At 52.9% G+C, this 20,882-nt stretch carries 20 protein-coding genes, 1 tRNA gene and 1 pseudogene; 14 read left to right on the top strand and 8 right to left on the bottom strand.

Translation table 11 applies throughout. From position 1 onward, the window contains the following. Nucleotides 1-287 precede the first annotated feature (287 nt). Nucleotides 288-1,091, top strand: a complete 804-nt coding sequence (locus GSQ70_RS16030; RefSeq protein WP_158783467.1) for an endonuclease/exonuclease/phosphatase family protein — start codon at nt 288-290, stop codon at nt 1,089-1,091. Between the two features lie 84 nt (nt 1,092-1,175). Next, nucleotides 1,176-1,940 (top strand): class I SAM-dependent methyltransferase, encoded by a 765-nt coding sequence (locus tag GSQ70_RS16025; RefSeq protein WP_158783466.1) that lies wholly within the window; start codon nt 1,176-1,178, stop codon nt 1,938-1,940. A gap of 27 nt (nt 1,941-1,967) precedes the next feature. Here the strand turns inward: GSQ70_RS16025 and GSQ70_RS16020 are convergent, their stop codons facing one another. The 4 genes from GSQ70_RS16020 to gloB all read right to left on the bottom strand — a co-directional run bounded on the left by GSQ70_RS16020 (nt 1,968) and on the right by gloB (nt 6,563). Continuing rightward, nucleotides 1,968-2,663 carry a cyclase family protein gene (locus GSQ70_RS16020; protein ID WP_158783465.1) on the bottom strand — a complete coding sequence of 232 codons (696 nt, stop codon included), beginning with the start codon at nt 2,661-2,663 and terminating at the stop codon, nt 1,968-1,970. A gap of 1 nt (nt 2,664) precedes the next feature. Further along, complete coding sequence (locus GSQ70_RS16015) at nt 2,665-4,047, bottom strand: MFS transporter (protein WP_158783464.1); 1,383 nt, start codon at nt 4,045-4,047, stop codon at nt 2,665-2,667. 310 nt (nt 4,048-4,357) lie between these two features. Further along, entirely contained in the window at nt 4,358-5,737 is a 1,380-nt protein-coding gene (gene mltD / locus GSQ70_RS16010; protein ID WP_158783463.1) for a murein transglycosylase D, read from the bottom strand. A 70-nt stretch (nt 5,738-5,807) separates the two neighbouring features. Beyond that, nucleotides 5,808-6,563, bottom strand: a complete 756-nt coding sequence (gene gloB, locus GSQ70_RS16005) for a hydroxyacylglutathione hydrolase (protein ID WP_158785340.1) — start codon at nt 6,561-6,563, stop codon at nt 5,808-5,810. 43 nt (nt 6,564-6,606) lie between these two features. On the opposite strand from gloB, the gene GSQ70_RS16000 reads away from it, so the two are divergent. Then, entirely contained in the window at nt 6,607-7,344 is a 738-nt protein-coding gene (locus tag GSQ70_RS16000; RefSeq protein WP_158783462.1) for a class I SAM-dependent methyltransferase, read from the top strand. Here the strand turns inward: GSQ70_RS16000 and rnhA are convergent. Then, a pseudogene (gene rnhA / locus GSQ70_RS15995) lies at nt 7,329-7,903 on the bottom strand (ribonuclease HI). The gene GSQ70_RS16000 and the pseudogene rnhA overlap by 16 nt on opposite strands. On the opposite strand from rnhA, the gene dnaQ reads away from it, so the two are divergent. Next, a complete protein-coding gene (gene dnaQ / locus GSQ70_RS15990) occupies nt 7,848-8,582 on the top strand; it encodes a DNA polymerase III subunit epsilon (RefSeq protein ID WP_158783460.1) in 735 nt (244 codons plus the stop codon). The pseudogene rnhA and the gene dnaQ overlap by 56 nt on opposite strands. Nucleotides 8,583-8,715: 133 nt before the next feature. After that, nucleotides 8,716-8,792, top strand: a tRNA-Asp gene (locus GSQ70_RS15985). 89 nt (nt 8,793-8,881) lie between these two features. On the opposite strand, the gene GSQ70_RS15980 is transcribed toward GSQ70_RS15985, so the two are convergent. Next, a complete protein-coding gene (locus GSQ70_RS15980) occupies nt 8,882-9,646 on the bottom strand; it encodes a DNA-binding transcriptional regulator YciT (RefSeq protein WP_158785339.1) in 765 nt (254 codons plus the stop codon). Between the two features lie 7 nt (nt 9,647-9,653). After that, nucleotides 9,654-10,316, bottom strand: coding sequence for a fructose-6-phosphate aldolase (gene fsa, locus GSQ70_RS15975; RefSeq protein ID WP_158783459.1), 663 nt, complete (start codon nt 10,314-10,316; stop codon nt 9,654-9,656). A gap of 138 nt (nt 10,317-10,454) precedes the next feature. Between fsa and GSQ70_RS15970 the strand changes: the two genes are divergently transcribed. Both GSQ70_RS15970 and GSQ70_RS15965 read left to right on the top strand, forming a co-directional pair. Next, nucleotides 10,455-11,354: a glycyl-radical enzyme activating protein gene (locus tag GSQ70_RS15970; RefSeq protein ID WP_158783458.1), complete on the top strand. Its 900-nt coding sequence runs from the start codon at nt 10,455-10,457 to the stop codon at nt 11,352-11,354. A 4-nt stretch (nt 11,355-11,358) separates the two neighbouring features. After that, complete coding sequence (locus GSQ70_RS15965) at nt 11,359-13,791, top strand: formate C-acetyltransferase/glycerol dehydratase family glycyl radical enzyme (protein WP_158785338.1); 2,433 nt, start codon at nt 11,359-11,361, stop codon at nt 13,789-13,791. Nucleotides 13,792-13,998: 207 nt separating this feature from the next. Here GSQ70_RS15965 and GSQ70_RS15960 read toward each other — a convergent pair whose 3' ends face one another. Next, on the bottom strand, nt 13,999-15,489 hold the full coding sequence (locus tag GSQ70_RS15960) for an NCS1 family nucleobase:cation symporter-1 (protein WP_158783457.1): 1,491 nt from the start codon (nt 15,487-15,489) through the stop codon (nt 13,999-14,001). A gap of 145 nt (nt 15,490-15,634) precedes the next feature. Here GSQ70_RS15960 and GSQ70_RS15955 point away from each other — a divergent pair, with 145 nt between their 5' ends. From GSQ70_RS15955 to GSQ70_RS15925, 7 genes are all read left to right on the top strand, one after another. Then, nucleotides 15,635-16,366 (top strand): GntR family transcriptional regulator, encoded by a 732-nt coding sequence (locus GSQ70_RS15955; protein ID WP_158783456.1) that lies wholly within the window; start codon nt 15,635-15,637, stop codon nt 16,364-16,366. Further along, the gene (gene hpxA, locus GSQ70_RS15950; protein WP_158783455.1) at nt 16,363-17,103 is read left to right on the top strand and encodes an allantoin racemase; all 741 of its coding nucleotides are present in this window, start codon (nt 16,363-16,365) and stop codon (nt 17,101-17,103) included. Before GSQ70_RS15955 ends, hpxA begins: the two co-directional genes overlap by 4 nt. 35 nt (nt 17,104-17,138) lie before the next feature. Continuing rightward, complete coding sequence (gene puuE, locus GSQ70_RS15945; RefSeq protein ID WP_158783454.1) at nt 17,139-18,098, top strand: allantoinase PuuE; 960 nt, start codon at nt 17,139-17,141, stop codon at nt 18,096-18,098. Nucleotides 18,099-18,269: 171 nt separating this feature from the next. Further along, nucleotides 18,270-19,058, top strand: a complete 789-nt coding sequence (locus GSQ70_RS15940; RefSeq protein WP_158783453.1) for a hypothetical protein — start codon at nt 18,270-18,272, stop codon at nt 19,056-19,058. 86 nt (nt 19,059-19,144) lie between these two features. Next, nucleotides 19,145-19,816 (top strand): glycosyl hydrolase family 25, encoded by a 672-nt coding sequence (locus tag GSQ70_RS15935; protein WP_158783452.1) that lies wholly within the window; start codon nt 19,145-19,147, stop codon nt 19,814-19,816. 315 nt (nt 19,817-20,131) lie between these two features. Beyond that, entirely contained in the window at nt 20,132-20,584 is a 453-nt protein-coding gene (locus GSQ70_RS15930) for a PTS sugar transporter subunit IIA (protein ID WP_158783451.1), read from the top strand. A 2-nt stretch (nt 20,585-20,586) separates the two neighbouring features. Continuing rightward, nucleotides 20,587-20,868: a PTS sugar transporter subunit IIB gene (locus GSQ70_RS15925; protein WP_158783450.1), complete on the top strand. Its 282-nt coding sequence runs from the start codon at nt 20,587-20,589 to the stop codon at nt 20,866-20,868. Nucleotides 20,869-20,882: the final 14 nt, after the last annotated feature.

The following is a 20,882-nucleotide window of genomic DNA, read 5'->3' as shown; positions in this document are numbered from 1 at the left end:
GTTAGAATACCTGCCTGTCACGCAGGGGGTCGCGGGTTCGAGCCCCGTCCGTTCCGCCACTTTACATTAAGCCCTGAGTCTTATGACTCAGGGCTTTTTTGTCTGTCCCGCAAACAGTCATAACCCTCGATCAGATTATCTGATCCCGGATTTATCGCTGTTCCGCAGGGCCTGGTATAACTTGTTTTCAAACCTTATTAGCATGCTCTGATTGAAACCCGGCCTTAAAGTCCCTATAAATGAATAACAGTATCAATCCAGCATCAAGTTAAGAGTCAGGCGGTAAAGTGCGAAAAAAGACCTATGCCATGAGATATGTAGCAGGACAGCCAGCGGAGCGTATTTTTCCGCCTGGTGCCATGCTGCACGTCGGCAAGGCTCTGCCGCCTGGCGCACCGTTGACTACCGAGCCCTCATTGAGGGTACTGGTGTGGAACATTTTCAAACAGCAGCGTGCTGACTGGCTGTCAGTTCTGCAAAACTTTGGTAAGGATGCCCATCTGGTTTTACTGCAGGAGGCGCAGACCACCCCTGAACTGGTGCGTTTTGCCACTACAAATTATCTGGCTGCCGATCAGGTTCCGGCATTTGTCCTGCCTCAGCATCCTTCCGGCGTGATGACGCTGGCCTCTGCCCATCCCGTTTATTGCTGTCCCCTGCGCGAGCGCGAGCCGTTATTGCGGCTGGCTAAATCCGCGCTGGTGACGGCATATCCTCTGCCGAATGAGCAGATGTTGATGGTGGTAAACATCCATGCCGTTAACTTCAGCCTGGGGATCGATGTGTACAGCAAGCAGCTGGGGCCGATTGGTGAGCAAATTATTCATCATCAGGGGCCGGTGATTATGGCGGGAGATTTCAATGCGTGGAGCCGCCAGCGTATCAATGCCTTATACACTTTTGCCCGTGACATGGGGCTGGAAGAAGTAAACTTTACCGACGATCATCGGCGCAAAGCCTTTGGTCGTCCTTTAGATTTTGTGTTTTATCGCGGAATGGGTGTGGCAGAAGCCTCCGTCCTGGTTACCCGCGCCTCCGATCACAATCCTCTACTAGTCGAATTCAATCCCGGCAAGCCTGCGCTTCTTTAGGGAATGTCTGGCCTGCCGCCACTCACGGGCAGGCCAGACCATCGTTCTGCCCATACTCACTTTACAGGCAAAGGAAACAGAGATATGGCAAAGCATCATCATGACAACGTCGATCGGCAATTTGGTGAACAGGCCAGCGCCTACCTGAGCAGTGCCGTGCACGCCAGCGGTCGGGACCTCGTCCGGCTGGGAGAAAGACTGTTTGCAGAGCCGGAAGCGGCGGTGCTGGATTTGGGCTGCGGTGGCGGCCATGCCAGCTATGTGGCGGCTCAACATGTCAAAAGCGTGGTGGCTTACGATCTCTCTGCCAGAATGCTGGCGGTGGTGGCTGAAACGGCCAGAGAGCGTGGCTACACGCATCTCACCCCCCAACAGGGCTACGCTGAACAGCTGCCTTTTGCTGACCAGCAGTTTGATATCGTCATCAGCCGCTATTCCGCCCACCACTGGCATGATGTGGGCCGCGCATTGCGTGAGGTTAAGCGGGTGCTGAAGCCAGCAGGCAAAGTCATCTTTATGGATGTGAATGCGCCAGGCAACCCGGTACTGGATATCTGGTTACAGACGGTAGAGGCATTACGCGATACTTCGCACGTTCGGGATTACCCGCCTGGCGAATGGCTGACGATGTTTACGGAAGCAGGCCTGGCTATCAGCGCTATTCAGCACGATCGGCTGGAACTGGAATTTCGCAGCTGGGTAGAGCGGATGCGCACGCCAGCGGTAATGGTGGAGGCAATCCGCGCTTATCAGCAGTCGGCATCTGATGAAGTGCAGCACTACTTTGCGCTGCAGCCGGACGGTAGTTTCAGCACCGACATCATCTTTATCGAGGCTTTCAGGCCCTGAGCCAGCATAGCGGCCCCGCAAGGGCCACTATTTCACCAGAGCAATCGCCCGGATCGGCGAGGCAGATGCCCCTTTGATTCTCAGCGGCAGCGCGATAAAGGTAAATTCTGTCGGCAGGGTTTTCAGATTAGCCAGATTTTCCAGAATCAGGCATTCCGCTCCCAGTACGGCCAGATGCGCGGGATGTGCCTCATTGCTATAGCGATCCAGCGACATAGCGTCCGTACCGAAGACTTTCACGCCTTTACCAATCAGGTAATCAGCCCCTTCGCCTGACAGCCCCGGCCAGTTAGCTAAAAATTCTGCCTGATGCGGACGGCAGCGCCATTTCTCATCATAGCCGGTGCGGAAAATTACGATATCTCCAGCCTCTATTGCGCCATGCTCAGCTTCCCAGCCCTTGATCATCTGCAGGCTGATATCGCTGTTGGCGGCCAGATGGGACATATCCAGACAGCGCCCACGTCCGGTCAGCTGACGGACATCGATTTGCTCAATGGTTTTTCCGCCCTCGATAAAATGTACCGGCGCATCCACATGGGTGCCGCAATGGTCACCCAGGCTCAGCTGGCAGTTATAGTTACCGTCTCCGGCGACATAATCCTCCGCACGGCTGCAAAAGAACTTCCCGTGGGTTGGCCAGACCGGCATAAATTCCTCATAGAGATGATTCAGCTCAATCAGGCGGTGCTGCTGAAGTAGTGAGACCAGGTCATTTGTCATATCAGGCCTTTTGGACGTTAACGGTTTCTTTGATAAACCAGAGTGGCACACAGGAGAGCACCAGCACGCAGGCGATCACCAGATAGTGCACGGTGAAACCGTAAGTGTGAATGATCCAGCCGCTGACCGGGGCAACCAGGATACCGGCGATGCCAACCGCCAGGCCAATCATCAGGCCCATACTGGAGGCGGCGGCACGTGGCGAGGAGTCGATCAGCAGCGCGTAGGCAACCGGATAAGGTGAGTTACGGAACAGACCCCAGAAAATCAGGATTGCCCAGCCCAGAACGGCTGAGTGAATAAAGATGCACAGCGCTGCTGCCAGGATCCAGCCAGCAATAATAAAGCCGAGAGAACGCTTACGGCCCTTCACGTCGGAGAAGCTTCCCCACAGGATCTGCCCAATCCAGCCGGTCAGTCCTGAAGCCCCGGAAATAATCGCGGCGGTGGAAAGGTTAAGGCCCACTTCACGTGTCAGCTGCAACGTCAGGAAGTTGGCTATGCCCATCTCCGCCCAGGTAAATCCGAAGATCAGCAGGATGGCCAGCTGGCAGTTACGGTTCTTCAGGCAGGAGGCGACGTTAGACCAGAGCGAGGCCTTCTCCACCGTTTTCTGTAAAGACTCCGTCACCGGCGGTGTAAGCTTGTTCTCCACGATCCAGTCGTTGACCTTCTGGTGATTCTTGCGGGTACCCAGGATCAACTGAGCGATAAGGATCACCAGACCAATCATTGGGATAAACAGAAATGCTTCGCGCCAGGTGGCAAAGGCCAGAATGGCGGCAATCAGGATCGGGCCGATAAACTGACCCAGAGGGAAGCCTGTGTGGTGCACGCCAATGGCAAAGCCGCGGTTTTCTTTCTGCCACCATTCGCCGAGCAGCGCGACGTTAATCGGTTCCGAGCCGCCGGTGCCCATGCCCATCGCCACACGCAGTGCCTGGAATGCACCAAGGGACTTACAGAATGCCGTAGCCACACCGGAGATAATCTCTACCAGCACGGCCACGCACCAGCTGTAACAGCGTTTGTGGCCGGTCCCTACCCAGTCTGAAAAAAGCCCGAACAGCACCGCTCCGGCCAGCGTGCCGACAAAGCTGAGTGAGTTCAACCAGCCTGCCTGTACCTCGCTAAGATGGAACGAAGTCATGATGGCCGGGAGCAGGGTAGGAAGGATAATCCTGTCGATAGAGTTCATCAGGATCGCCAGGGTGGTGATAACCAGCATCCACCAGGAGAGCGGATGGGCACGTGGCAGAAAACGCATCAGTCCGCGCTGTGCTTCTCCTGCCCGTGAAGCTGTATCCGGTCTTTGCCGGGCCAGTTCTGCCTGTGAAGCCACTTCAGCCCGCTGCTGGGCCAGTTCTGATGAAGGGATAGTCATACCCGATGCCTTTTAATGTGTTCTTACCAGTACGCCCTGCACGTTCATCCGCGAAGGAACGATACGCCCTGTTATTGAATTGTTTTTTTATTCGGTGTTGTGATCAAAAAATAAACACGCAGGTAACATTAGTGACCAGATGTACTACCATACAAGATGGGTGTTGCCATTAAGGGATCCGGATCACAGTTGGTATCGGGTAAGCGTGTCTGGGATCACAGAATGACCCACAGGAGAGGGAACAAAGGCTGGATTAAGGGCATAAAAAAAGCCAGTCCTGAGACTGGCTTTTTATCGGTCTGAAGACGTTTTAACTGTCCGGAGTGCTGGTGTTACTGACAAACAGCGTCAGTTTGTCACCAGGCTGAAGGTTTGCGATGTCACCGTTGTTCCAGCGCATCAGGTCCTTCATATTGACTCCGTGACGTTTCGCGATGCTGGCCAGAGAATCACCTTTGCGTACTTTATAGGTGATGCTGTTGCCATTATCGGCCAGTTTGGTGGCGTTGCCGCTACCGCCCAGGCTCAACGTCTGCCCCGGTTTGATATTGCCGCCGCGAAGATTATTCGCACGCTGCAAATCTTTCACCGAAACGTTCAGGCGTTTCGCAATTCCAGACAGAGTATCGCCATTGCGCACTTTGTAGGAACCTGCCGTCGTATTGCTGGCCAATGCTGTTGGCTGCACGGCAGCGATATCGCCTGTTGCCAGCGAATTACGCAGCTGCGCGACGTTTGACTTCGGTACCATAATGTACTGAGGACCGCCTTTTGGCGCCGTCGCACCGCGTTTGTAACCCGCGTTAAAACTTTTCAGTTTGCTCAGTGACATGCCCGACATTTCTGCCGCCTGCGTCAGCTGAATCTGCTGACCTACTTCCACTCGTGCCAGAGCACGGGCTTCGTTAGGTTCCGGCAAACGCACGCCGTAACGCTTGTTGTTCTTCAGAATATCACCCAAAGCCAACATTTTTGGCACGTAGACCGTGGTCTCGCGTGGCAGCGATAGATGCCAGAAATCCGTTGGTTTCCCGCGGGCTTTATTGGCTTTAACCGCCTTCATCACACGTCCTTCACCGCTGTTATACGCGGCGATGGTCAGTAACCAGTCCCCGCCAAACATGCCGTTCAGGCGCTGCATCATGTCCAGCGCGACCTTGGTAGAGGCGACAACATCACGACGCCCGTCATACCACTGGTTCTGCTTCAAACCGTAGTTACGCCCCGTTTGCGGTACTATCTGCCAGATACCAGCGGCATTGGCAGCAGACGTTGCATGGGGGTCAAAAGCGCTCTCCACTATGGGTAGTAGTACCAGTTCCATCGGCATCTTACGTTTCTTAATCTGCTCGACAATCCAGTACATATACGGCTCTGCCCGTAATGTTACATCGTGGAGATAGCTCTTGTTTCTCAAATATTTTTGTTTTTGTTCGCGTATCCGGGGGTTATCCGGAACCTTCATCTTCAGCTCGTCGCTAATGAAATTCCACAGATCCTGTTCCTGCGTAAGGCTGGTTCCATCATCCTGCCAGCGCGGTGACAATAAACGGTCTGCGGTTTTACTAGTTTCACTTTGACTTGCTGAAGACAAACTCTGTGCATGCTGTTCCGGATCGTTAGCGTCGTGTCCTGACGCCTGACAACCTACCAGCAAGACTGAGGCGAGTAATATCGCTTTAGCCTTCATGTGTGTGTCATAGTTCGCTTAAAAGACGAGCAACTATACGTGGTCGTTTTGCGCAACACAACCTGAAAAATTAAAAATGGTCTTTCTTCTCGCGTAGAGTTGCAAACACTTGCCATTCATGTTGTGGGGATGTTTCATGGTCGATATTTTTTTGTAATTCAGTATCTTGCGTTCGCAAAAATACATTTATTTTCCGCTCTAAAGCCAGCTTTGTGGGCACCGATACGCCGTTTTTTGCGCGTAACTCCTTAATTTCATGATAATAGCGCTCTATCTCCACATCCTGCGGCAAAAGGGCGTGGGCAAACTTCAAATTGGATAACGTATACTCATGTGCGCAACAAACCAAAGTATCTTCGGGTAGATTGTTAAGTTTTTGAAAAGATTCAAACATCTGCGCTGGCGTTCCTTCGAACAACCTGCCACAACCACCCGAAAACATAGTGTCACCACAAAAAAGGTAAGGGAAACTAAAATATGAGATATGTCCTAAAGTATGCCCGGGGGTAAGAAAAATACTAAATTCGACCCCCAAAACAGCCACTTTATCTCCCTCACTGACGATGTGGGTAGCCCCTTTATCTTGCGTTTCGCCTGGGCCATACACTACAAGATGGGGGTATTTTTCCACCAGTTCTTTCACGCCGCCAACGTGGTCGTGATGGTGATGAGTGAGAAGAATCGCTACCGGTTGCCACTGGTTTTTTGCCACTGCTGCAAGCACCGGAGCTGCTTCGCCTGGATCGACAATCAGGCATTCGCCCCGATTGTTATTAAGTGTCCAGATGTAGTTGTCCTGAAGTGCCGGAATACTGGTAAGATTCATCATCGCCTCTGGATTGCCCGAAATGGAAAGAAGATGGTAAAGCATGAAGCCCGCTAAAACACGCCAAATTCGTCACGTGCCTCAATCCTGGTCAGAGATACCCTGGGGTGAATTTTATCGCGATGCGCTGACGCAGCACCTGCAGCCCCGTCTCGATAAAATGTACGGTTTCCATTTGCTGAAAATAGGTAATCTCAGCGCGGAGATCGACACTGAAAACTGCGCAATCTCACATCAGGTCAACGTAGGGTTAAGCGGCAATGATCTGCATGTCAAAGCCGACCCGATGAGCCTGCCTTTTGAATCAAAATCCGTTGATGCCTGTCTGCTGGCACACAGTCTGGCATGGAGTAGCGATCCGCACCGTATTCTGCGTGAAGTGGATCGGGTATTGATCGACGATGGCTGGATGATTATCAGCGGCTTCAACCCGTTCAGCGTGCTGGGAATGGGCAAGCTGATCCCCGGGCTTCACCGCCGCGTACCGTGGAACAGCCGAATGTTTACCCAGATGCGGCTGATGGACTGGCTGGGCCTGCTGAATTACGAAGTGGTACAGCGTACCCGTTTTCAGGTGCTGCCGTGGAACCGGCAGGGGGGCAAGGTGATCAGCACCCATTTTCCGGCGCTGGGCTGCCTGAGTATTATCGTGGCGCGCAAGCGAACCTTCCCGCTGATCATGAATCCGGCGAAGAAGGCCGCTGTAAACAGAAGGCTGAGCCCGGCTGTGGGCGCAACCAGGCAGTTCCGCTCGCGCCAGCGCCATCAGGATTCGGACTGATAGCCCACATCTTCAAAATTGGGGCTGCCAGCCGCAGCCCGGGCTAATTCGTCACAGCGCTCATTCTCCGGGTGGCCCGCGTGGCCTTTGACCCATTCCCACTTTATCTGATGGTGGCTGAGCGCAGTATCGAGTCGTTTCCACAGGTCGACATTCTTCACTGGTTTTTTATCGGCCGTTTTCCAGCCGCGCTTCTTCCAGTTATGGATCCAGCTGGTGATCCCCTGGCGGACATACTGGCTGTCGGTGCTCATTACCACTTCACATTGCTCTGTCAGTGCTTCAAGCGCGACAATGGCCGCCATCATCTCCATGCGATTATTGGTCGTTAAGTAGTAACCTGCGCTGAAGGTTTTTTCGTGTTTGCCGTAGCGCAGGATCGCGCCGTAACCGCCCGGACCGGGGTTGCCAAGACAAGAACCGTCGGTGAAAATTTCTACCTGCTTAGGCATCTCTGGTAGACTCCCTGCTGAAAAACGCCAAGTCTGACATAAACGGGTCCTATGAGCACAGTAAATACCACACGGCAGATCGTACTCGATACTGAAACAACCGGCATGAACATGATCGGGGTCCATTACGAGGGCCACCGCATCATTGAAATCGGTGCCGTGGAGGTGGTGAACCGTCGCCTGACGGGAAACAACTTCCATATTTATCTGAAGCCGGATCGGCTGGTGGATCCGGAAGCGTTCGGCGTCCACGGCATTGCCGATGAGTTCCTGGCAGATAAGCCAACTTTTGCCGAGATAGCGGACGATTTTATCGCTTATATCGACGGTGCGGAGCTGGTGATCCATAACGCCTCGTTCGATATCGGCTTTATGGACTATGAATTCGCCAAACTGGGGCGCAACATTCCCAAAACGGACACCTTCTGTAAAGTCACCGACAGCCTGGCGATGGCGCGTAAGATGTTCCCCGGCAAACGCAACAGCCTCGATGCGCTCTGCTCACGCTATGAAATAGACAACAGCAAGCGAACGTTGCACGGCGCACTTCTTGACTCTGAAATTCTGGCGGAAGTGTTCCTGGCGATGACCGGTGGGCAGACGTCACTGACTTTCTCGATGGAAGGGGAGCGTCAGGAGCAGAGCAATGGCAACACTATCCACCGTATTGCCCGGCCGGCTTCCGGCCTGAGGGTTGTTGCGGCCTCGGCAGAAGAAGTTGCCGAACATGAATCCCGGCTGGATCTGGTGATGAAAAAGGGCGGCAGCTGCCTGTGGCGGGCTTAAGTGTTTAAAAACGGGCAATAAAAGCGCGGTAAGGTGAAAAAACACGCACTTGCTCTTAAAGGCGTATAAAAAGCATTGACGACCTGAACGCCTGCCCGTAATATTCGCCCCGTTCCCGACGGGGAACATCGGTGGAGCGGTAGTTCAGTTGGTTAGAATACCTGCCTGTCACGCAGGGGGTCGCGGGTTCGAGCCCCGTCCGTTCCGCCAAGCATTCAGAAAGCCTGATTCAGCAATGAGTCAGGTTTTTTTCGTTTCAGGGCCTGCCAGCCTGGCGTTGGCCCCTCCAGTCTTTTCATTCACGCCCTTTTCAGTGAAGCATCATTGACCAGATGCACTTTCACTGCCTGCTCTTCCAGGCAGTTGCGGTGCTCAGCCTCGATTCCCGTATCAGTGACAACATGCTGAAACTGATGATTCAGCGCCAGTGGGTAGGGGTGGATTCGCCCAAATTTGGAGGAATCGGTCAGGGCAATCGTTTCAATACCTTTGTCCATCACCGCATTGATGGTGTCGCAGCGCAGCATATTCTTGCCAGTAAACCCGGTATCCGCATGCCAGCCATCCACGCCAATAAATGCTTTCTGAAAATGGATCTGTTGCACGCAAGCCCGGGTCAGCGGGCCGACTACTGATTCACTGCCTTTCTGATACAGGCCACCGAGAATAATCACCTCACAGCGAGCTTCCTTCAGCAGCCCGGCAATAAAGTGGCTGACCGTGACGATGGTCAGCGTTTCATTATCGGCGAGCGCCCGGGCCAGCAGGGCATTGGTGCTTCCCCCTTCAATAAAGACCGTTTCTCCCTCGCTGACCAGCGAAGCGGCATAGCCTGCCAGCGCCTTTTTCAGCGTGAAATGGGTCTGCATTCTGGTGCCGACATCATCCAGGCCAACAGAATGGGCGAAGCCGTGCGCTCTCTTTATATAGCTGTTGCGCTCCAGCGTGGTCAGATCCTGACGAACCGTCACCTCCGAAACCTGGGTAAGCTGGGCCAGCTCGCTGACGCTGACCGTGCCGCGGTCATTAACCAGCTGAACAATTTGCAACTGTCTGGAATTGATCATCTGTTCAGAAGCCCGGTACGCCGAAGGTTTTTAACCACTCCTGCTCAAATTTTTCCACCGCAGCGGTGACCGCGGGAGTGTGGATGATCTGCTCTGCGACATCCAGCGGCAAGGTAACTGACTGGCAACCGGCCAGCAGACAGGCCATCACCTGGCGAGGCGTCTTGAAACTGGCGGCGAGCACTTTTGCGCCGGGCGCATGCAGGCTCAGAAGCTGCTGTAAATCTTTCACGGTCTGAATACCGTCGCCGCCCTGAGCATCCACGCGGTTAACATATGGGGCAACGTAGTCTGCACCCGCCAGCGCTGATATCAGCCCCTGCGTTGCACCATAAACTGCGGTGCCCAGTGTTGGGATCCCTTCCTGTTTCAGTAGCTTGATAGCCGCCAGGCCTTCTGCCGTTACCGGCACCTTCACCACAAGATTGTCGATCATGGCACGGAGTTTTATTGCTTCCTCCACCATCAGCTCAGCTTTTGACGCAAGGACCTGAGCAAACAGCCGCCCCTGGCCACCCAGCGCTTCCTGCAGCTCGGGGAGCAGCACATCCAGCGGTTTTTTACCGGCAGCAACAATGCTGGGATTGGTCGTGACCCCGGCCAGCGGAAAAATCCGCGCCAGGCGTTTAACTGCGGTGACATCAGAGGTATCCAGAAAGAGCTCCATCGTATGTTTCCCGAAATGTGATGAGTAGCAAATTGATGACAGTATAGCCGCCTCAGCATCACTTTTATTGTCCGTAATCAATATCTCTTTCTTTCGAAAGTCATTCAATCTTCGTACGTAATTTGCGGAGGCCGGTCAATGATCTTCAATATCCAGCGTTATTCCACCCATGACGGGCCAGGCATCCGTACCGTGGTGTTTTTAAAAGGATGCTCGCTGAGTTGTAGGTGGTGCCAGAACCCGGAAAGTTGTTCCCGGCATCGGGAGCTGCTGTTCGATAATCGTCTCTGTCTGCAGGGCTGCGATCTCTGCCAGCAGGCTGCGCCGGACGTGGTGAGAAAACCGGCGGGTGAATTGCAGATTGCCCGGCAGAGGATCGGGGCTGAGCATCTGATCGCGCTGGCGAACTGTTGTCCCGCTCAGGCGCTGACAGTATGCGGTGAGGAGAAAACGGCAGAGGAGATCCTGACCGTAGTCAGACGCGATAAGCCTTTCTATTGGCGCAGTGCAGGTGGGATGACGCTCTCCGGTGGCGAACCTTTTATGCAGCCGCAGCTGGCAAGGGATCTGTTGCGCAACAGCCATAAGGAAGGCATTCACACTGCGGTGGAAAGCTGCCTTCATGTCCCCTGGCATTATATTCAGCCCTCTCTGCCGTGGATCGATCTCTTTCTGGCCGATCTGAAACACATCGATGAACAGAAGTTCAGGCTCTGGACTGATGGCTCGGCAAAAAGAGTGATGGAAAATCTGCGAAAAGTGGCGGCCACTGGCAAAGAAATGATTATTCGCGTGCCGCTTATCCAGGGCTTTAATGCCGACCAGGAGTCGGTGAAGAGCATTGTCGATTTTGCCGCAGATGAGCTGCACGTCAAAGAAATTCACTTCCTGCCCTATCACACGTTGGGAAGGAACAAATATGCGTTACTCAACCGACCTTACCTGGCACCGGATTTGCCGCTCGACTGCCCTGAAATCCTGCAGTTCGCGCAGTCATATGCCGGGCATAAAGGTCTGGCTGCGACCTTAAGAGGATAAGATGATGACCCAATTGAAGCTCGATACCTTAAGCGCCAGAACTCAGGCACACAAACAGGCGCTGATCCGCATTGATAAGCCACCAGTTTGTACCGAACGAGCGCGTCATTACACTAAAATTTATCAGGAAAATATGGATAAGCCGCTGCCTGTGCGGCGGGCGCTGGCGCTGGCTTATCATCTGGCAAACCGCACCATCTGGATCAGGCACGATGAGCTGATCGTCGGCAATCAGGCCAGCGAAGTGCGTGCAGCGCCGATCTTCCCTGAATACACCGTGTCGTGGATTGAGAAAGAGATCGACGATCTGGCGGATCGTCCCGGTGCGGGGTTCTCGGTCAGCGAAGAGAATAAAAGGATCCTGCATGAGATCTGCCCGTGGTGGCGGGGTCAGACCGTGCAGGATCGCTGCTACGGTATGTTCACCGATGAGCAGAAGGCGCTGCTGGCAACGGGGATCATTAAAGCGGAAGGCAACATGACTTCCGGGGATGCTCATCTGGCGATCAATTTTCCGCTGCTGCTGGAAAAAGGGCTGGCGGGGATGCAGGAAAAGGTGGCAGAGCGCCGTTCCCGCATCAATCTGACCGTGCTGGAAGATCTGCATGGCGAACAGTTCCTGAAGGCGATTGAGATCACCCTGCGGGCAGTCAGCGATCATATCCATCGTTTCGCGGCACTGGCGAGGGAAATGGCGGTGCAAGAGAGCCGCCCTGAACGGCAGGCTGAGCTGAATGCAATAGCAGAAAATTGCGATGTTATCGCCAGCGAGCCGCCCCAAACGTTCTGGCAGGCGCTGCAACTGTGCTACTTCATGCAGTTGCTGTTGCAGATCGAATCCAACGGTCACTCGGTCTCCTTCGGGCGGATGGATCAATATCTTTATCCGTGGTATCGCCGTGATGTGGAGCTGGGGCAAAACCTGGGGCGTGAACAGGCTATTGAGCTGCTGCACAGCTGCTGGCTGAAACTGCTGGAAGTGAACAAAATTCGCTCCGGCTCGCACTCCAAAGCCTCGGCAGGCAGCCCGCTGTACCAGAATGTCACCATCGGCGGACAAAATCTGCTGAATGGTAAAGCGGTGGATGCCGTGAATCCGCTCTCTTATGTGATTCTGGAGTCCTGTGGCCGCCTTCGCTCAACCCAGCCCAACCTGAGCGTGCGTTATCATGCCGGGATCGGCGATGACTTCCTGGATGCCTGCGTGCAGGTGATCCGTTGTGGCTTCGGCATGCCTGCCTTTAATAATGACGAGATTGTTATCCCGGAATTTATCAAGCTGGGTGTGGAGCCGGAAGACGCTTATCAGTATGCCGCAATTGGTTGTATCGAAACTGCAGTGGGAGGCAAGTGGGGCTATCGCTGCACCGGGATGAGTTTTATCAACTTCGCGCGGGTGCTGCTGGCCTCGCTGGAAGGGGGACGCGACGCGACCAGTGGTCAGGTGTTTCTGCCACAACCAGAGGCGCTGTCAGCCGGTAATTTTGAACACTTCGATCAGGTAATGGCGGCATGGGATCGGCAGATCCGTTATTACGCGCGGAAATCGATTGAAATTGAGTACGTGGTGGACACGATTCTGGAAGAGAACGCCCACGATATTCTCTGCTCGGCGTTGGTGGATGACTGTATTGAACGGGCGAAGAGCGTGAAGCAGGGCGGCGCGAAATATGACTGGGTTTCCGGTCTGCAGGTGGGCATTGCCAATCTGGGGAACAGTCTGGCCGCGGTGAAAAAACTGGTCTTTGAACAGGGCGCGATAGGGCAGAAAGCGCTGGCGGAGGCACTGGCGAGTGATTTCGACGGGCTGACTAATGAGCAGCTTCGTCAGCGGCTGATTAACGGCGCACCGAAGTACGGTAATGATGACGACCAGGTGGATATGCTGCTGGCACGGGCTTATGAAACTTATATTGATGAGCTGAAGAATTATCATAATCCGCGTTATGGCCGGGGGCCGATTGGCGGGAACTATTATGCCGGAACCTCCTCAATTTCGGCTAACGTGCCGTTTGGTGCGCAGACCATGGCAACGCCGGATGGCCGTAAAGCGAAAACGCCGCTGGCGGAAGGAGCCAGTCCCTCTTCCGGCACCGATCATCTGGGGCCAACGGCGGTGATTGGATCAGTGGCGAAGCTGCCTGTCGGGTCGATTCTGGGCGGCGTGTTGCTGAATCAGAAGCTGAATCCCGCCACGCTGGATAATGACGGTGACCGTCGGAAGCTGATGCTGCTGCTGCGCACCTTCTTCGAAGAGCATAAGGGCTGGCACATTCAATACAATATTGTGTCGCGGGAGACACTGTTAGCCGCGAAGGAGCGTCCGGAAGAGCATCGGGATTTGGTGGTGAGGGTGGCCGGATATTCCGCTTTCTTCACTGCGTTATCGCCGGATGCGCAGGATGACATTATTGCGCGTACCGAGCATATGCTGTGAGGTGTTCATAAAGGCATAAAACAAGTACCTGCGCAGGGATGCAGGACGCTCATAAAGGTATAACACAGTGCCTGCGCGGGGAACACGGCTGCTTATAAAGATGCAAAAGCGCCGTCCATAGCAGCCCGACCCGCACCGTCCATGGTGCGGGACGCTTTATTTCCGGTTGTATTCTCCGCGCTTCATGTCAGGAGTTGTTTGCCCGGATCAGCGCTTTTGCACAGCAACCTTGCCGCTGTAACTCTGCGTGCTGGGAACACGATCTTCCCGAGCAATCCAGCGATAGCAACCTGCCGACAGTCCCGCACCGATAAACCAGCTGAAGTTAGCCATCTCATGCAGTGACGGAATAAAGCTGATCACCAGGCCAATCAGCACCGAGGGTACCAGCGCCGCAATGGCTTTCGGGTTGAAGCCGCCGCGATACCAGTATTTCCCTTTTGGTGTGTCATCAAACAGGTCATCCACAGAGATCTGGCTGCGTTTAATCAGGTAGAAGTCACACAGCAGGATACCGAACAGAGGACCAATAAAGGCACCCAGTACGTCCAGCGTGTAGTGAATCAGCTCTGGTGACTGGAACAGGTTCCAGGGTGTCAGCAGCACTGAACCCACTGCGGCAATCATCCCACCGGTACGGAAGCTGATTTTCTGTGGTGAGCAGTTGGAGAAGTCAAAGGCCGGAGAAACGAAGTTCGCCACGATGTTAATACCGATAGTGGCGGTAATCATCGTCAGCAGGCCAATTGCCACGGCCAGATCGCTGCCCACACGGCTGACAGTTTCGATCGGGTCGGTGATCATCTTGCCAAACAGTGACTGCGTGCCGGAAACGATCACCACGGTAACGATGGAAAACAGCAGGAAGTTAAACGGCAGCCCCCAGCGGTTACCGCGACGGATTTCACCCATGCTCTTACCGTAGCGGGAGAAATCGCCGAAGTTCAGCAGCGGGCCGGAGAAGTAAGAGACAACCAGTGCCGTGGCGGTAATCATCTCCCACACCTGCTGACCGCCGCTCAGCTGCTTGCTGGCCAGCGTCAGTGAAATACCGTCGAAGCCGGTCTTGTACACAATCCATCCTGCCAGCGCCAGCATCACTACGTAGACCGCCGGACCAGCCACATCAATAAAGCGTTTGATGGCGCTCATTCCGTGCCAGAACACCATCGCCTGAGCAAACCACATAATGCCAAAGCAGATCCAACCCAGCTGCGACAGGCCCAGCCAGGAAGCCTGGGTCATCGAAGCCAGCGACGGCCAGAACTTAAGCGATACCAGCATCAGTGCGTTGGCGGCCAGGTAAGTCTGGATACCGTACCAGGCGAAAGCAATCAGGCCGCGGATCACCGCCGGGATATTGGCACCGAACACGCCAAAAGCCTGGCGGCAAATCACGGCATAGGGTACCCCAGCCATCTGGCTGGGTTTGGCTACCAGGTTAGCGCAAATCTGCACGATACAGATCCCGACCAGCAGGCACAGCAGCACCTGCCAGCTGGCGAGTCCCAGCGTAAAGAAGCTGGCGGCCACCACATAGCCGCCCATACTGTGTACATCAGACATCCAGAACGAAAAGATGTTGTACCAGCTCCAGGTCTGGTCACGGGTTGGTGCCAGATCTTCATTGCACAGCCGCGGGCTGTAGTTGGCATTGGCTGCAGCCGACGCCGGAGAGACTTTCTGACTATTTGGCATGAAACCTGCTCCTCTGAATTCACCTAAACACAAACTGGGTTGATGACGTATTGCAGGATCCAGGCCAAAACGTTATTTAATGTATACAAAAGTAAAGAAACATGTGTACGATTTCTTACGGATCTGTTGTTTACCGGAGTAGGGAATGAAGAGTGAAACCGGCCTGAGAACGGCCTCTGACCTGACCGACAAGGACGAACCTATCTATCAGGCGCTGATGACGGCGATAGTGGAACATCAGCTGCCACCGGGCAGCAAACTGCCGGAAGAAGCGCTTTCTGAGGTTTTTGGTGTCAGCCGTACCGGCATTCGCAAAGTGCTGCAACGCCTCGCCGCAGTGCAATTAATTGTTCTTGCGCCCAAACGTGGTGCACAGGTGGCTACGCCTTCAGTGGAGGAAGCGCGGGACATCTTTCGCACGCGGGCGTTGATTGAATGCGCCAATCTGCCAGAGGTACTGGCGCGCTGTCAGTCCACCCATCTGGTGGCCCTGGAGAAGCTCAGCCGCCAGGAACAACAGGCTCATGAAGATCATGATGGCCCGGCTGCGATCCGCCTTTCTGCCGCTTTTCATATACAGCTCCAGGCTATCTCCGGCAATCAGGTACTGACGGAAATGGTTACGCGCCTTGCTCAGCGTTCTTCTCTGGTGATTGCCGCTTACGGCGCGCCGTGGCAGCAGGGATGCCGCTGTGATGACCATGACCGCCTGATCGATTTGATCAGAAAAAAAGAGCCGGAGCCGCTGGCTGAAGCAATGCGGCAACATTTTGCGCATATTGTGGCCAGTCTGCACTTTGAACGCGGTGGCGAAACGCTGCCGGATTTCGCCAGATTGTTCGCAGGATTTGCAGTAAAAACGGGAGTGCAGCCATGACGGCTAAGCAGATAGTGCAGGTAATCAATCCCAACACCAGTGTGGCGATGACGCGAACCATTGGTGAAGCCGCCCGCGCCGTGGCAGGGCCTGCAACCGAAATCCTGGCCGTTTGTCCTTCGCAGGGCGTGCCTTCCATTGAAGGGCACTTTGACGAGGCGATTGCTGCTATTGGGGTACTTGAACAGGTTAAAGCCGGGCGCGAACAGGGGGTTTGCGGGCATGTCATCGCCTGTTTTGGCGATCCGGGGCTGCTCGCCGCTCGTGAACTTGCGCAGGGGCCGGTTGTCGGCATTGCGGAAGCCGCGATGCATATGGCGACCATGGTGGCGACACGCTTCTCCATCGTCACGACGTTGCCAAGAACGGTGATTATTGCACGGCATTTGCTACAGCAGTATGGCCTGGAACATCACTGCGCCGCACTGCACGCAATCGATCTGCCGGTGCTGGCACTGGAAGATGGCAGCGGGCTGGCACAGGAGAAAGTGCGTGAAGGTTGTATACAAGCAAAGCATCATGATGGCAGCGGGGCCATTGTGCTCGGCTGTGGTGGAATGGCCACGCTTGCCCGTGAGCTGACTCTGGAACTGGGCATCCCGGTAATAGATGGCGTGGGTGCTGCAGTAAAAATGGTGGAATCGCTGGTGGCACTGGGTTTTTCAACCAGTAAACATGGCGATCTGAATTACCCTATTCGAAAAATGCTGTCGGGTCAGTTTGAGCGCCTAAACTGAGGGAGTTAAGTCGGCCCGACAACAGGACTTTGACCATGAATGATGCCGTAGAGAAAAAAGAGTACAGCTTCAACAAAAGCTACCCGCGTGACCTGATAGGTTACGCCGGGAATCCCCCGGATGCTGCATGGCCAGGGAAAGCAAAAATTGCCGTGCAGTTCGTGCTGAACTATGAAGAAGGTGCGGAAAACAACGTGCTGCATGGTGATGCCGGTTCTGAACAGTTTTTATCGGATATTATTGGCGCAGCCAGCTATCCCGAGCGCCATATGTCGATGGATTCGCTTTACGAATATGGTTCACGCGCCGGTTTCTGGCGCATTCATAACGAGTTTCAGAAGCGCGGCCTGCCGCTGACCGTCTTTGGCGTGGCAATGGCACTGGCCCGTCATCCTGAAATTGTTGCGGCGATTAAAGCTGCTGACTATGATGTGGTCAGTCATGGCTGGCGTTGGATCCATTATCAGGCGATGGATGCGAAAACCGAGCGCCAGCATATGCAGCAGGCGGTGGACACGCTGAGCGATCTGTTTGGCAAAGCACCGACCGGCTGGTACACAGGTCGCGACAGCCCGAACACCCGCCGGCTGGTGGTCGAGCAGGGTGGGTTTACCTATGACAGCGACTACTACGGAGACGACCTGCCATTCTGGTCGCTGGTGACCTGCCAGGATGGTACGGTGAAACCTCACCTGATCATCCCATACACGCTGGAAACTAACGACATGCGTTTTGCTACGCCGCAGGGATTCAACACGGCTGAGCAGTTCTATACCTATCTGAAAGACAGTTTCGATGTACTGTACGAAGAGGGCGAAGCCTCGCCGAAAATGATGTCGATAGGAATGCATTGCCGCCTGCTGGGCCGGCCGGGACGTTTCAAAGCGCTGCAACGCTTCCTTGACTATATCCAGCAGCATGATGACGTGTGGATTTGCACCCGCCAGCAGATTGCCGAACACTGGATTAAAACGCATCCTGCACCTGCAGTCTGATAATTTCCTGAAGGCTATTTTTTTTCTTAAACAAATAGCCTTTTTCAGTAAAAATTATTTTCCGGTTATTTCCAGGATTGAACAGTCAGGTTGTATGTGCATATGTTTTAATCGCTATGGTAAAATAAGATTGTTTTGGATTTGCACACTATTTTTATAAGGATATTACTGATGGGATTAATTCGTTTGTTAACCGGATTGTTTTTTATTGTTACTATTTCGACTTCCTGCAGTACAATAACTCTTGCTTCACAAGGTTCATGGGCTGGCCAAATTATTAACTTTACTGGATCAATGCCTGATAATGCCGAAGGATATAAAACGTTGGTTTATCCTATTAAGGTTTTATCAGGGAAAAAAGAGAAAGGGTTTTATTACTCACAATATGTCTTTTTTACTCATGGTGGGACCGGTAATGGCGCTTACTATATGGGGATTCAACCCTGGGGCGACAATCAGGCTAAAGTTATCTTTTCTGTCTTTGGTCCCAATGTCGTCAAGCAGGATGATAAATGTACTTCAGAAGCGGATATGAAAAGTGGCTCAAGCTGTGCTGCCTTTATGCCCTTTGAATATGATGTTGAATACAAATTTATCGCCACCCTGGCCAGTTCCTCCTCATCCGGAAATATTTGGGAAGGGTACGCCGTTAATACTGCCAGTAATGAAGCGCGTCGGATAGGTTCCTGGAAAACACCGGCAGCATGGGGCTTACTTTCAGGGAAAAGTATCGGGTTTATTGAACATTTTCTCAGTGTGGAGAACTGTGCCTCTCTTCCCGCTACTACCGCGCTCTTTGGGCCTGGTGTGGGAAGTATATCCTCCACCGAATCGGTTACCGGAAAATTGAATATCGCTTATTCGGCTATTTCTGACCCTTGTAAAAAGAAGCTACCTTTTAAATCAACTATCCAGACTGACGGCAGCCTTTTGGTCGTTCAGGATAAAGGGATGAACTGATATTTTTCAAAGAATTAGGTTCTGCATTGTCCTTTTTTCTTCAATTTGCCTGGGCAGAATATGGCCGGATAAGGAATATTTAAACCATGTTAGCGATTGACTGGAGTTTTATCGACAGGGTTGTCTATATCAATTTAAAAAAAAGAACTGACAGAAATGAAGCGATGCAAAAGGAACTCGGCAGGGTCGGAGTGCCAGAGGAAAAAATTGTTCGCTTTGAGGCTGTTGAACGAGAAAATGGCGGCATGGGTTGTACTCTGTCCCATGCCGGTGTTTTAGCGATGGCAGAATGTAATCAGTGGCCGAACGTACTGATCCTTGAAGATGACATGATGTTCAACGAAGATGATGAATCCTGCAGGCGAATAAACGATTTTTTTTTAAATTTGCAGGGTGTGCCGTGGGATGTGGGATTTCTTTCAGCTAGTTACTATATTATCAAAAAAATAAAACAAGGATTTTACAAAGTTGAGTTTGCTTACCTGGCCAATAGTTACCTGGTTAACCGGCCTTACTACAAGAGACTGATGCGGAACTTTCATGAATCCGCCGTTATGCAGCAAAATGGTGTTCCCTATGATAAATCGAGCCTGGATTATCACTGGTTACAGTTAATGGCTAAAGATCGATGGTACGGCATTTATCCCTGTTCGGGCTATCAAAATCCGGATGTAAGTGACATCGAAAAAAAGATGATGGATCGAATGGATAGTTTTACTCGTCATATTGATGAAATAAAAAAGTATGGTTCATTTTGATGGTGTGTTGATTTTTTTTATGAAGTTTGAAGTTTGAAGTTTGAAGTTTGAAGTTTGAAGTTTGAAGTTTGAAGTTTGAAGTTGATCGTAATTCTGTGTTTTTTCTTCTTCTGTTAAATTCCATTTTCCACCCCGAAATCTGACTGTCATTCCCTTACTAAATTTCTCAATTGTGATGAACTTCAATAAATAGCCTAAGTAATGTCATGTTTGGCCCATTTTTTTAAATTAGCCTCCGACAAAGATTGTTTTTTAACTTTTCTCTCTTCGCGTCCAGGATAGGCACATCAATGACAAGGCAGGAGCCGAAACCTGATGGATGACATTATTAACCGGGAAAATATTCGTCTGCGGATCGAAGTCAGCAACTGGCGGCAGGCGATTACTGCTGCAGGTGAACTGCTGGTCGCCAGCCAGTACAGCTTTCCTTCCTACACGGCAGAGATGATTAGCGCGGTCGAGACGCTGGGGCCGTATATCGTGGTGGCCCCAGGCATCGCCTTTGCCCATTCCCGACCTGGCCCGGCGGTGATCAGGACCGGCATCAGTATGGTCACTCTGGCACAGCCGGTCTGCTTCGGGAATGAAGAGAACGATCCGGTGCAAATTGTTTTTGCCCTATGTGCGACCGATAAAAACAACCATATCCATTTGCTGGCCAGATTAGTGAGCTATCTGGATGACGAAGAGAACCTGCCTTTTTTAAAACGGTGCGATGACGCAGAACAGGTGTATCGCGCTATTAATCATGCAATACCGGGAGAATAAAAATGAAAATTGTCTGCGTGTGCGGCATGGGCCTGGGCTCCAGCGTCATTGCCAAAATGAACATTGAGCAGGTGCTGAAAAAAATGCAGATCGAAGCTCAGGTGGATACCTGTGATGTCGGCAGTATCCGCAGCATCAGCGCTGATGTCTACGTCACCACCCGCGAGCTGGCGGTCACCATGCCAGAAGAGCTACAGGTTAAAACACTGGTGCTGACCAATTTTGTGCGCAAAGTGGAGATTGAAAGCAGCCTCGGCAATTTCCTGAAGGAAAAGGGATTATAAAAACGTTCTGGAGA

It is taken from the genome of Pantoea sp. BAV 3049 (assembly GCF_009765445.1).
GTDB lineage: Bacteria > Pseudomonadota > Gammaproteobacteria > Enterobacterales > Enterobacteriaceae > Erwinia.
This window is presented reverse-complemented; position numbering and strand designations above follow the sequence as displayed.